This is a genomic window from Streptomyces griseus subsp. griseus (assembly GCF_003610995.1).
In the GTDB taxonomy this organism is placed as follows: domain Bacteria; phylum Actinomycetota; class Actinomycetes; order Streptomycetales; family Streptomycetaceae; genus Streptomyces.
Genome location: NZ_CP032543.1, coordinates 5,953,767 through 5,966,303, shown reverse-complemented (window position 1 = coordinate 5,966,303; position 12,537 = coordinate 5,953,767). Strand labels below are relative to the sequence as shown.

10 protein-coding genes are annotated in these 12,537 nt (G+C 72.2%); 3 read left to right on the top strand and 7 right to left on the bottom strand.

The features are described from left to right. Positions 1 to 256 precede the first annotated feature (256 nt). Both D6270_RS26785 and D6270_RS26780 read right to left on the bottom strand, forming a co-directional pair. Complete coding sequence (locus tag D6270_RS26785; protein WP_109163124.1) at positions 257 to 658, bottom strand: RidA family protein; 402 nt, start codon at positions 656 to 658, stop codon at positions 257 to 259. Next, positions 655 to 1,857: an acyl-CoA dehydrogenase family protein gene (locus D6270_RS26780; RefSeq protein ID WP_109163125.1), complete on the bottom strand. Its 1,203-nt coding sequence runs from the start codon at positions 1,855 to 1,857 to the stop codon at positions 655 to 657. Before D6270_RS26780 ends, D6270_RS26785 begins: the two co-directional genes overlap by 4 nt. A gap of 97 nt (positions 1,858 to 1,954) precedes the next feature. On the opposite strand from D6270_RS26780, the gene D6270_RS26775 reads away from it, so the two are divergent. Together D6270_RS26775 and D6270_RS26770 are read left to right on the top strand one after the other, a co-directional pair. Then, positions 1,955 to 3,685 (top strand): AMP-binding protein, encoded by a 1,731-nt coding sequence (locus D6270_RS26775; RefSeq protein WP_109163126.1) that lies wholly within the window; start codon positions 1,955 to 1,957, stop codon positions 3,683 to 3,685. 9 nt (positions 3,686 to 3,694) lie between these two features. Further along, entirely contained in the window at positions 3,695 to 4,516 is an 822-nt protein-coding gene (locus tag D6270_RS26770; RefSeq protein WP_109163127.1) for a PaaX family transcriptional regulator, read from the top strand. 17 nt (positions 4,517 to 4,533) lie between these two features. Here D6270_RS26770 and D6270_RS26765 read toward each other — a convergent pair whose 3' ends face one another. Together D6270_RS26765 and D6270_RS26760 are read right to left on the bottom strand one after the other, a co-directional pair. Continuing rightward, entirely contained in the window at positions 4,534 to 6,834 is a 2,301-nt protein-coding gene (locus tag D6270_RS26765) for a bifunctional salicylyl-CoA 5-hydroxylase/oxidoreductase (RefSeq protein WP_109163128.1), read from the bottom strand. A 29-nt stretch (positions 6,835 to 6,863) separates the two neighbouring features. Continuing rightward, positions 6,864 to 7,691: an enoyl-CoA hydratase family protein gene (locus D6270_RS26760; RefSeq protein WP_109163129.1), complete on the bottom strand. Its 828-nt coding sequence runs from the start codon at positions 7,689 to 7,691 to the stop codon at positions 6,864 to 6,866. 364 nt (positions 7,692 to 8,055) lie between these two features. Here D6270_RS26760 and D6270_RS26755 point away from each other — a divergent pair, with 364 nt between their 5' ends. Beyond that, positions 8,056 to 8,505 (top strand): ATP-binding protein, encoded by a 450-nt coding sequence (locus D6270_RS26755; protein WP_109163130.1) that lies wholly within the window; start codon positions 8,056 to 8,058, stop codon positions 8,503 to 8,505. Here the strand turns inward: D6270_RS26755 and D6270_RS26750 are convergent. The 3 genes from D6270_RS26750 to D6270_RS26740 form a co-directional block, all read right to left on the bottom strand. After that, the gene (locus D6270_RS26750; protein ID WP_109163131.1) at positions 8,456 to 9,943 is read right to left on the bottom strand and encodes an amino acid permease; all 1,488 of its coding nucleotides are present in this window, start codon (positions 9,941 to 9,943) and stop codon (positions 8,456 to 8,458) included. The genes D6270_RS26755 and D6270_RS26750 overlap by 50 nt on opposite strands. Before the next feature lie 184 nt (positions 9,944 to 10,127). Further along, positions 10,128 to 11,132: an ornithine carbamoyltransferase gene (gene argF, locus D6270_RS26745; RefSeq protein ID WP_109163132.1), complete on the bottom strand. Its 1,005-nt coding sequence runs from the start codon at positions 11,130 to 11,132 to the stop codon at positions 10,128 to 10,130. 139 nt (positions 11,133 to 11,271) lie between these two features. Then, positions 11,272 to 12,504, bottom strand: coding sequence for an arginine deiminase (locus tag D6270_RS26740; RefSeq protein WP_109163133.1), 1,233 nt, complete (start codon positions 12,502 to 12,504; stop codon positions 11,272 to 11,274). Positions 12,505 to 12,537: the final 33 nt, after the last annotated feature.

The window sequence follows — 12,537 nt, the reverse complement described above, 5'->3', positions numbered from 1 at the left end:
GAGATAGAGGGCACCAAATACAGATATATCGGCCCGGTGGATTCATCGGACCGGCACGCCGCGCGTGCCCCGGCCCGCTGAGGCCCCCGACGGGCCTGAGGAAGCGTCAGCTGGGGACGCGGAGGCCGCTGCGAACGCAGGTGAAGGTGTTCCATGTGGTGCCGCACCCGGAGAGCCTAACGCGAGTCTCTTGACGAATTCTTTACGGGGGGTGCGTTTCGGGTTCTCCGCGCGAATGCGGCATGCGCCGGCCCGCTCAGGGCAGCACGGCGATCCCGTCGATCTCCACCATCGCCTGCTCGTCCCAGAGCCTGGCCACCCCGATGACCGCCATCGCCGGGTAGTCACGCCCGGCCAGCCGGCGCCAGATCCGGCCGAGCTCGGCGGCGTGGGAGCGGTAGTCGGCCACGTCCGTGGCGTACACCGTGACGCGGGCCAGGTCGGCGGGGGCGCCGCCCGCCGCGTGCAGGGCGGTGAGCAGGTTGGTCAGCGCGGTGGCGAACTGTTCGGGCAGGGTGGCGCCGACCACCTTGCCGTCCGGGTCGAGGGCGGTCTGCCCGGCCAGGAAGACCAGATGGCCGCCGGTGGCGACGACGGCGTGCGAGAAGCCGGTGGGCGGCGAGAGTTCGGCCGGGTTGATGCGGTGGGACGGGCTCATACGGGCGGCTCCTGGGACTCTCGGGGCTCTCGGGGCTCATGTGCTGCGGCGGGCTGCTGGGCGGCGGGCGTCGCCCGGGCGGCGGCAGCGGACGCGTACAGCTCCTTGGCGATGATGGCGCGCTGCACCTCGCTGGCGCCCTCGTAGATCCGGGGCGCGCGGACCTCGCGGTAGAGGTGTTCGAGCAGATGGCCGCGGCGCAGGGCCCGGGCACCGTGCAGCTGGACGGCGGTGTCGACGACGTACTGCGCGGTCTCGGTGGCGTACAGCTTGGCCATGGCGGCGCGGCGGGGCACGCCGCTCTCCCTCGCGTCGTACGCCGCGGCCGCCGCGTACACCAGGAGGCGGGCGGCCTCGGTGCGGGTGGCCATCTCGGCGACCTGGTGGGAGACGGCCTGGAGGTCGCTCAAGGGGCCGCCGAACGCGGTGCGGGTGGCGGTGTGGGCCACGGTGGCGTCGAGGGCGGCGCGGGCCATCCCGACGGCGAAGGCGCCGACGCTGGGCCGGAAGAGGTTGAGGGTGTCCATCGCGACCCGGAAGCCCCGGTCGGGTTCGCCGAGGATGTCGTCGGCGCTGACCGGTACGCCGTCGAACTCCAGGGTGCCGATGGGGTGCGGGGAGAGCATGTCGAGGGCGGAACCGGTGAGTCCGGGGCGGTCGGAGGGGACCAGGAAGGCGGTGATCCCGCGCGATCCGGCGCCGGGGGTGGTGCGGGCGAAGACGGTGGCGAAGTCGGCCTCGGGGGCGTTGGAGATCCAGCACTTCTCGCCGGTGAGCCGCCAGCCGCCGGGGGTGGGTTCGGCGGCCAGGGAGAGGGCCGCGGCGTCGGACCCGGCGCCCGGCTCGCTCAGCGCGAAGGCCGCGACCGCCCGGCCGGCCCGGACCTCGGGGAGCCAGCGTTCGCGGTGGGCGGGGGTGCCGGCCCGGACGAGGGGGGTGGTGCCGAGCCCCTGGAGGGCGAGCGCGGTCTCGGCCTCGGTGCAGCCCCGGGCCAGGGACTCCCGCAGCAGGCAGAGGTCCAGCGCGCCGGAGGCGAACATCCGCTCCAGCAGGCCCCGCTCGCCGAGGGCGGCCAGCAGCGGCCGGTTGACGCGCCCGGCCTCTCCCTTCGCCGCCAGGGGGCGCAGCTCCTGCTCGGCGAGGGTGCGCAGCTCCTCGCACCAGGCGGTTTGTTCCGGTTCGAGGGAGAATGCCGTCATGGCGGCGCCTCTCTTGTCGCGTCTCTGCCTTATCGCGGACTGTTGACTACCGTCACCCGAACGATACGCTCCGAAGGCGACAAGGGGGCGATCCTTCATGGAGCCGAATTCCTCGCCGAACACGCCCACAGCCGCCGACGACGCGTCCGTACGCGTCCCCGGTGCGCATCCCGAGCGATCCGAGCGCGTCCCCGGTGCGCACACCGACACGTTCACGCGCGACCACCTCCCACCGCCGGAGCAGTGGCCCGGGCTCCTCCTCGACACACCCGGGCCGCACTACCCCGACCGGCTGAACTGCGGTCACGAGCTGCTGGACCGCACGGTGGAGGAGCGGGGCCCCGGCCGTCCCGCGCTGCTCTCCGGCGACGGGACGGTGTGGAGCTACGGCGAGCTGCGCGAGACGGTGGACCGCATCGCCCATGTGCTCACCGACGACCTGGCCGTGGTGCCCGGCAACCGGGTGCTGCTCCGCGGCCCCACCACGCCCTGGCTGGCCGCCTGCTGGCTCGCCGTCATGAAGGCGGGCGCGGTAGCCGTGACCGTACTGGCGCAGGCGCGGGCGGGTGAACTGGCCGCCATCTGCTCACTCGCCCGGGTGAACCACGCGCTGTGCGACGCCCGTTCGGCCGGGGATCTGGCGGAGGCGGCGGAGCTGGTGGAGGCGGAGAGCCCGGCCGGGGCGGACGCGGGTGGCCTGCGGACGGTCCTCTTCGGCGGCGACGGCCCCGACGACCTGACCCGCCGGGCGGCCGCGCACGCCGCCTCCGGCCCGTACCGCGCGGTCGACACGGCCGCCGACGAGGTCGCGCTGATCGCGTTCACCTCGGGCACCACCGGACGCCCCAAGGGCTGTATGCACCTCCACCGGGACCTGCTCGCCATCGCGGACACCTTCTCCCGCGAGGTGCTGCGCCCGCTCCCCGACGACGTGTTCGCGGGCAGCCCGCCGCTCGGCTTCACCTTCGGCCTCGGCGGCCTGCTGGTCTTCCCGCTGCGCGCCGGGGCTTCGACCCTCCTGCTGGAGCAGGCGGGCCCGCACCATCTGCTGCCCGCGCTGGTACGCCACCGGGTCTCGGTCCTCTTCACCGCGCCGACCGCCTACCGCACGATGCTCGGCCAGCTGGACGGCCAGGACCTCTCGGCGCTGCGGCGCTGTGTGTCGGCCGGGGAGAACCTGCCCGCGGCGACCTGGCAGGCCTGGTTCGAGGCGACCGGGCTGCGCATCATCAACGGCATCGGGGCCACCGAACTGCTGCACATCTTCATCTCCGCCGCCGACGACGCCATCCGCCCCGGCACCGTCGGCGTCCCCGTGCCGGGCTGGCAGGCCAAGGTGGTCGACGAGCACGGCGACGAGCTGCCCGACGGCGAGGCGGGGCTGCTCGCCGTACGCGGCCCGGTCGGCTGCCGCTACCTCGCCGACCCCCGGCAGACGGAGTACGTGCGCCACGGCTGGAACATGACCGGTGACACCTTCGTCCGCGAACCGGACGGCTACTTCCGTTACGTGGCCCGCGCCGACGACATGATCATCTCCTCCGGCTACAACATCGCGGGCCCCGAGGTGGAGGACGCCCTGCTACGCCATCCGGAGGTCGCGGAGGCGGCCGTGGTGGGCCGGCCGGACGAACTGCGCGGGGAGATCGTGGTGGCGCACGTGGTGCTGACGAAGGGCTCGGAACAGACGGCCGACTCCCTGCGGGCCCATATGAAAGCCGTGCTGGCGCCGCACAAGTGCCCGCGCGTCTTCGTCTTCGAACACTCCCTGCCGCGCACCGCGACCGGCAAGCTCCAGCGGTTCCTGCTCCGGGACCGGCACCTCTAAAGTGATCACGTGGCCGAGCTGCGCACCCCCCGTTCCCTGATCATCACGCTCTACGGCGCCTACGGCCGTCCGGCGGACGGCTCTCCCTTCGCCGTGGCCGAGCTGATCCGCCTGCTGCACGCCGTGGGCGTCGACGCCCCTTCCGTACGCTCCTGCGTCTCCCGCCTGAAGCGGCGCGGCCTGCTGGTCGCCGCGCGGGCGGCGGACGGCTCGGCCGGTTACGCCCTGTCGCCGGACGCCCGCCAGCTCCTCGACGACGGCGACGCGCGCATCTACCGCCGCCCCTCGCACCGGCTGGAGGACGGCTGGGTCCTCGCGGTCTTCTCCGTCCCCGAGGCCGAACGCGCCAAGCGCCACCTGCTGCGCTCGCGCCTGGCCCGCCTCGGCTTCGGCACGGCGGCCCCCGGGGTCTGGATCGCCCCCGCCGGGCTCTACGAGGAGACCCGGCACACCCTGGAGCGGCTCGAACTCGCCCCGTACGTCGACCTGTTCCGCGGCGACCACCTGGGCTTCGCCGCGACCCGCGAGTCGGTGGCCCGCTGGTGGGACCTGGACGCGGTGGCCCGCCTCCACCGCGACTTCCTGGAACTCCACGAGCCGGTCCTCCGCGAGTGGGAGGCCACACCGCAGACCGAGCAGGGCCCCCGCCCCCAGGAGGCCTACCGGGACTACCTCCTGGCCCTGGACTCCTGGCGCCAACTCCCCTACGCGGACCCGGGGCTGCCGGAGGAACTGCTCCCCCGGAGCTGGCCGGGCGCCCGCTCGGCCGAGGTCTTCGACAGGCTGCACGAGCGGTTGCGGGACGCCGGGGAGCGGTTCGTGCGGGGGTGAGGTGAGGGCGCGCCGCGTCAGCTCAGGGTGAGCCGCGGCTTCGGTGCGTCCGCGCGGCCCGTGGGTGGGGGACGGCTGCCCGCGCCGTACGGGAGGGGCCAGGGGGCGGCCGGACCGGTGTAGCCCTGTTCGGCTGCCGCGTGGAGCGTCCAGTGCGGGTCGTACAGGTGCGGGCGGGCCAGGGCGCAGAGGTCGGCGCGGCCGGCCAGGAGCAGGGAGTTCACGTCGTCCCAGGAGGAGATGGCGCCGACCGCGATGACGGGGACGTCCACGGTGTTGCGGATCCGGTCCGCGTACGGGGTCTGGTAGGAGCGGCCGAACTCCGGGCGCTCCTCGGGGACCACCTGGCCGGTGGAGACGTCGATGGCGTCGGCCCCGTGGGCGGCGAAGGCGCGGGCGATCTCGACGGCGTCCTCGGCGTCGGTGCCGCCCTCGGCCCAGTCGGTGGCGGAGATCCGGACGGTCATCGGGCGTTCTGCGGGCCAGACTTCGCGGACGGCGTCGAAGACCTCGAGGGGGAAGCGGAGCCGGTTCTCCAGCGGGCCGCCGTAGGCGTCGGTGCGGTGGTTGGTGAGCGGGGAGAGGAAGCCGGAGAGCAAGTAGCCGTGGGCACAGTGGAGTTCGAGGAGATCGAAGCCGGATTCCGCGGCACGGCGGGCTGCCTGCGTGAACTGATCACGGATGGTGCCCAGTTGGGTCGCGTCCAGCTCCTGCGGGACCTGGCTGACGCCTGGTGCGTACGGGAGCGGGGAGGCGGCCGACACGGGCCAGTTGCCGGTCTCCAGAGGCTGGTCGATGCCCTCCCACATCAGGCGGGTGGACCCCTTGCGGCCGGAGTGGCCGAGCTGGACGCCGATGGCCGCGCCTTGGGCCGAGGTGTGGACGAAGTCGGTGATCCGGCGCCAGGCGGTGGCCTGTTCACCGGTCCACAGGCCCGTGCAGCCGGGGGTGATGCGGCCCTCGGGGCTGACGCAGACCATCTCGGTCATGGTGAGCCCGGCCCCGCCGAGCGCGCGGGCGCCGAGGTGGACGAGGTGGAAGTCGCCGGGGAGCCCGTCGGTGGCCGAGTACATGTCCATCGGTGAGACGACGACCCGGTTGCGCAGTTCGAGACCGCGCAGCCGGAGCGGGGTGAACATGGGCGGGGTCTCCGGCGGGCAGCCGAACTCCTCCTCGACGGCGGCGGTGAAGGACGCGTCGCGCAGCCGCAGGTTGTCGTGGGTGACCCGGCGGCTGCGGGTGAGCAGGTTGAACGCGAAGCGGCGGGGCGGCTGGTCGACGTAGGTGGCCAGCTCCTCGAACCAGCGCAGACTGGCCGCCGCCGCCCGCTGGGTGGAGGCGACGACCGGGCGGCGCTCGGCCTCGTACGCCGTCAACGCGGAGGCGAGGTCGGGCTGTTCCTCGATGGAGGCGGCGAGCGCGAGGGCGTCCTCGACCGCGAGCTTGGTGCCGGAGCCGATGGAGAAGTGCGCGGTGTGCGCGGCGTCCCCGATGAGGACCGTGTTCCCGTGCGACCAACGGGAGTTGGTGACCGTACGGAAGGTGAGCCAGCTGGACCGGTTGGCGCGCAGGGGGCGGCCGCCCAGGGCCTCGGTGAAGAACTTGGCGCAGCGGGCGGTGGATTCGGCCGGGTCGCAGCTGTCGAGTCCGGCGGCGCGCCACACCTCCTCGCGCATCTCCACGATGACGGTGGAGGCATCGGGGGCGTACGGGTAGCCGTGCAGTTGCATGACGCCGTACGGGGTCTCGGCGATCTCGAAGCGGAAGGCGTCGAGTGCGAAGTCGGCGGCGAGCCAGATGTAGCGGTTGCGGTGCGCGGTGAGGGACGGGCCGAAGGCGTCCGCGCGTGCCTCGCGGGTCGTGCTGTGCACCCCGTCGGCGGCGATGACCAGGTCGTGGTCTGCGGCCAGCTCGGCGGCGGGCGGGGCCTTCGCCCGGAAGCGGAGGTCGACGCCGAGGGCGGTGCAGCGCTCGTGCAGGATCTCCAGCAGCCGGCGGCGCCCGAGGGCGGCGAAGCCGTGGCCGCCGGAGGTGTGGGTGCGGCCGCGGTGGACGATGTCGATGGTGTCCCAGCGGACGAACTCGGCCCTCAGCGCGCGGTAGACCTCCGGGTCGGCGTGTTCGATGCCGCCGAGGGTCTCGTCGGAGAGGACGACACCGAAGCCGAAGGTGTCGTCGGGGGCGTTGCGCTCGTAGACGGTGATCTCGCGGGCCGGGCGGAGCCGCTTGAGGAGGGCGGCGGCGTAGAGGCCGCCGGGACCGCCGCCGATGACCGCGATACGCCGTACGGGTGGGGGTGCGGCGGCCTGTTCCGGCACCCCGGCCGCTTCCGCTGCGCGTGTCACCGCTACCGCCCCCGCCACTTCGGCGGCCGCTTCTCGGTGAAGGCGGCATGGAACTCCGCGTAGTCCTCGCCGTGCATCAGGAGCGCCTGGGTGTTGGCGTCCAGCTCCACGGAGGCGGCGAGCGGCATGTCCAGCTCGGCGGTGAGCAGCGCCTTGGTCTGGGCGAGGGCGAGCGCGGGGCCGTCGGCGAGGCGGCGGGCCAGCTCGGCGGCGCGGGCATCGGCCTGCCCCTCCTCGGCCAGCTCGCTGATCAGCCCGATCCGCTCCGCCTCCAGGGCGCGGACGGGGTCGCCGAGCATCAGCAGCCGGGTGGCGTGGCCGAGGCCGACGACCCGGGGCAGCAGATAGGCCGCGCCCATGTCGCCGCCGGAGAGGCCGACCCGGGTGAAGAGGAAGGCGAAGCGGGCGGAGGGATCGGCGACCCGGAAGTCGGCGGCGAGGGCGAGGACGGCTCCGGCTCCGGCGGCGACCCCGTGGACGGCGGCGACCACCGGGAAGGGGCACTCGCGCAGGGCCCGTACGACCTGGCCGGTCATCCGGTTGAATTCCAGGACGGCGGCGGTGTCCATCGCGAGGGTGGCACCGATGATCTCGTCCACGTCGCCGCCGGAGCAGAAGCCGCGCCCCTCACCGGCCAGCACCAGGGCGCGGGCGGAGCGTTCCCGGGTCAGCTCGGCGAGCAGGTCGCGGAGATCGGCGTAACCACCGAAGGTGAGGGCGTTGAGTTTTTCGGGGCGGTCCAGTGTGACGGTCACCACACCGTCGTCCCAGGTGATCCGGAGATGGCGCCACTCCTCCACGCGCGGGGCGGAGCTGGGAAACGAGCTCATGAAGGGGTTCCCTTCAGCATTCGGGCGGGTTGCCGGCCGTGCGCGGGTCGCGTTCCACCACCGAATTTATCACTCGTACGTGACTGTCGTCACGAGGTCGCGATACGCCGACCGTGAGACTGTTGTGGCGAAAGTCCTGTTTGCACCGGTCGACCGCCTCTATGGCGAGGGCCGTGCGGTTCGTAAGGTTGACCCCAGGAAGTCTCGAAACGCGATGCCGATGAGTCGAGTGAGTCGAGAAACCCCGACGCCGAGTCGGGAGAGCCCGGCCACAGGTCGGGAGAGCCCGATGACGGGTCGAGAGACCCCGATGAGTCGAGAAGTCCCGCTACAAGGAAGTCCCGCTCCCGAACGGAACCCCGCCGTGCCGCCCGATGTCCCTGTTCCCGCCTCCTGGCGTATCGCCCTGCCGCACTCCACGGCAGCCGTGCCGATCGCCCGCGCTCTCGTCCGTACCGCCCTGGCGGACATCCACGCCCCGGCGGACAGCGACACCGCCGAGCTGCTCACCGCGGAGCTGGTCGCGAACGCGGTGGAGCACACGGTGAGCAGCGAGCCGATCGAGCTGGTCGTGGAGCTGCTGCCCACCGGCTGCCAGGTCGAGGTGCACGACCACGACCCCGCTCCGCCCGGCGACCTCTCCCGGCCGCAGCCCGGCTACGAGGTCGACCCCTGGCAGGAGCACGGCCGCGGCCTGCTGCTGATCCGGACCCTCAGCTCCGCCTGCGGTCACCGCACCACGGAGCACGGCAAGGCGGTCTGGTTCACGCTTCCGGCGATACCGGCCCAGCCGGGTCCGTCGCCGGAGAGCTGACCAGCCGGGACCGCTTGCGCCCGTAGCAGGCGTAGAGCAGCGAACCGGCGGCGAGGAAGACCGCGAACTGGAGCCAGGTCGTCCAGCCGGTCCCGTACATCAGATACAGGCAGAACACGACGCCGAGCACCGGGCTCACCGGATACAGCGGCACCCGGAAGGTGCGCTCCAGCTCCGGGTTGCGGCGGCGGAGCACCACGACGGCCACGTTGACCGCGACCATGGTGGCGAGCGTGCCGATGGTCGTCAGGTTGACGACGACGTCCAGCGAGGCGAAGGCGGCCGGGACGGCGAAGACGCAGGCCACGATCCAGGTGTTGGCGACCGGGGTGTGGGTCTTGGGCGAGACGCGCTCGAAGACGCGCGGGATCAGCCCGTCCCGGGACATCGACATCAGGATGCGGGTCTGCCCGTACATCACGGCGAGCACCACGGACGCGATGGCGACGACCGCGCCGAAGGCGATGATGCCGCCGCCGACCGCGGAGTCGGTGACCTGGTTGACGACGAGCGAGAGGGCCGCGGGCTTGTCGGAGACGGCGTCCGCACCGAGCGCGCCGATGGCCGAGAGCGCCACCGCGCAGTAGAGCAGCGTGACGACGCCGATGCAGATCAGGATGGCGACGGGGATGTTCCGCCGGGGGTTCTTGACCTCCTCGCCGGCGGTGGTGATGGCGTCGAAGCCGATGTAGGAGAAGAACGCCAGCGAGGCGCCGGCCGTGATCCCGCCGAGCCCGTGGCCCGCGAACGGCACGAGGTTGTCGTCCTGGTAGGCCGTGAAGGCGATCGCGCAGAACGCCAGCAGGATGCCGATCTTCAGGACCGCCATGGTGGCGGTCGCGCCCGCGCTCTCCCGGACGCCGCGCACCAGCAGGGTGGCGGCCATCGCGATCACGACGATCGCCGGGAGGTTGATCACTCCGCCGTCGCCCGGTCCGGCGGAGACGGCGGCGGGCAGCTGCCAGCCGACCAGGCTGTTCAGCAGCTCGTTGACGTACTGGCTCCACCCCACGGCGACCGCGGAGACCGAGACGCCGTACTCCAGCATCAGGCACCAGCCGACGAGGAACGCCGTGCGCTCGCCGAGGGCGGCGTACGCGAAGGAGTACGAGCTGCCCGAGACCGGGATCGCGCTGCCCAGCTCCGCGAAGGAGAAGGCGGTGAAGATGCAGGTGATCGCGGCCAGGACGAACGAGATGACGACGGCGGGCCCGGCCTCGGCGACGGTGTCGGAGAGGCCGACGAAGATGCCGGTACCCACGATGGCCCCGACGCCGAAGCAGACGAGCTGGAAGAGCCCCATCGTCCGCTTGAGGCCGTGGCCCTCCAGGTCACCACCGGACTCGGCGATGAGCGTCTCGGGGCTCTTGCGGCGCAGCCCGGGCCGGGAGGGGCCGGGACGCTTCGGGGTGCCGGAGGACGGCAGGCCGGGGCTCATACGGGACGTTCTCTTCTCTGGTGGTGCAGTGGGGGGACGGCCCCGTGCGCGCGCTGGGCGGCACGGGAAAGGGGCCCGGGCGCGTCAGAGCCCGAACCCCACCAGAGGCGACATGCTAGCCATCACCTCGCATGTTCACCCAATCGGGCGAATGGCCATGCGAACCCCCTGTCCGCAGGGGCGGCTACTCCCCCGCCAGCGTCGCCACCAGTACGGCCTTGATCGTGTGCATCCGGTTCTCCGCCTGGTCGAAGACCACCGAGTGCGCCGACTCGAAGACCTCGTCGGTGACCTCCAGCTCGGTGAGGCCGTGGGCGGCATGGACGTCCCGGCCGACCTGGGTGCCGAGGTCGTGGAAGGCGGGCAGGCAGTGCAGGAACTTCACGTCCGGGTCGCCGGTGGCGCGCAGGACGTCCATCGTCACGGCGTACGGCGCAAGCGCGGCGATGCGCTCGTCCCAGACCTCCTTGGGCTCCCCCATCGAGACCCACACGTCCGTGGCGACGAAGGCGGCGCCGCGCACGCCCTCGGTGACGTCCGAGGTGAGCGTGACCTTCGCGCCGCTGAGGGCGGCGAGCTGCTGCGCCTGCTGTACGACGGAGGGGGCCGGCCAGTACATCTCGGGGGCGACGATCCGGATGTCCAGGCCGAGGAGGGCGCCGGTGATCAGGTAGGAGTTGCCCATGTTGAAGCGGGCGTCGCCGAGGTAGGCGAAGGCCGTCCCGGGGACGGGCCGGTCGCTGTGCTCCGTGATGGTCAGGACGTCTGCGAGCATCTGCGTGGGGTGCCAGTCGTCGGTGAGCCCGTTGAAGACGGGGACACCGCCGAACGCGGCCAGCTCCTCGACGACCTGCTGGCTGTCACCCCGGTACTCGATGCCGTCGAACATCCGGCCGAGCACCCGGGCGGTGTCCTTCACCGACTCCTTGTGACCCATCTGGGAGCCGGCGGGGTCCAGATAGGTGGTGGAGGCGCCCTGGTCGGCGGCGGCGACCTCGAACGCACAGCGCGTACGGGTCGAGGTCTTCTCGAAGATCAGCGCGATGTTCTTGCCGCGCAGCCGCTGGACCTCGGCGCCCGCCTTCTTGGCCGCCTTGAGCTCACCGGCCAGCGCGACCAGGCCGAGGAACTCCTCGGCGGTGAAGTCCAGCTCCTTGAGGAAGGGGCGGCCGGTGAGGTTGATGGCCATGGTGACGGCTCCAGGGTGGGACGGGGCGGATCGGACCAGCGATCGGCGTGCAGTTCCTGGAAGTCTATACGACCATACGCATTCCTATACAGCCCCTTAGACCGAAAACCTGCTGGTCCCTGTCTCGAAAGCGCTGGTACTACACAGGGTCCCGCACCACCGGACAGCTCATGCAGCGCGGTCCGCCCCTCCCCCGGCCCAGCTCGCTGCCCCGGATCTCGATGACCTCGATGCCCTCCTTGCGCAGATAGGTGTTGGTGGTCGCGTTCCGCTCGTACGCGACGACGACGCCCGGCTCCACCGCCAGCACGTTGCAGCCGTCGTCCCACTGCTCACGCTCGGCCGCGTGCACGTCCTGGGTGGCGGTGAGCACCCGGATCGAGTCCAGGCCGAGGGCGGCGGCGATGGCCCGGTGCATGTGCTCCGGCGGATGGTCGGTCACCTTCAGCTCGCGCGGCCCGCTGCCCGGCTCGATCGTGTACGAGCGGAGCATCCCGAGCCCGGCGTACTGGGTGAACGTGTCGCCGTCGACCATCGTCATCACCGTGTCCAGGTGCATGAACGCACGGGCCTTCGGCATGTCCAGCGCCACGATCGTCCGCGCGGAACCGGCGTCGAAGAGGCCCCGGGCCAGCATCTCCACCGCCTGCGGCGTGGTGCGCTCGCTCATCCCGATCAGGACCGCACCCTGCCCGATGACCAGGACGTCACCGCCCTCGATCGTGGAGGGGTAGTCGTCCTGCCCCTCGGACCAGTGGTGGAAGACGCCCGCGTCCGGTCCGGTGAAGAGCGGGTGGTGGCGGTAGATCGCCTCGAAGTGGACGGTCTCGCGCTGCCGGGCGGGCCAGCGCATCGCGTTGATGGAGACGCCGTCGTAGATCCAGGCGGAGGTGTCCCGGGTGAAGAGGTGGTTGGGCAGCGGGCCGAGCAGGAAGTCGTCCAGCTCCATCACATGGAAGCGGACCGAGGTCGGCTCGCTGTGCCGCTCCAGGAACTCGCGCTTGGTCATCCCGCCGACCAGCGCCTCCGCCAGCTCGGCCGAGGGCAGCTCCTCGAAGGCGGCGCGCAGGTGCTCGGTGGCGAGCGGGCCGTACTCCTTCTCGTCGAAGACCCGGTCCAGTACGAGCCGGCGTGCGACAGGGATGTCCAGGGACTCCTGGAGGAGGTCGCCGAAGAGATGCACCTCCACGCCCCGGTCGCGCAGGACGTCGGCGAACCCGTCGTGCTCCTGCCGGGCCCGCCGCACCCAGAGCACGTCGTCGAAGAGGAGCGCGTCCTTGTTGCGGGGGGTGAGCCGCTTCAGTTCCAGATCGGGGCGGTGCAGTATGACGCGGCGCAGCCGCCCGGCTTCGGAGTCGACATGGAATCCCATGCCTTCATCCTCACCGGGCGGAGCACCGTTCAC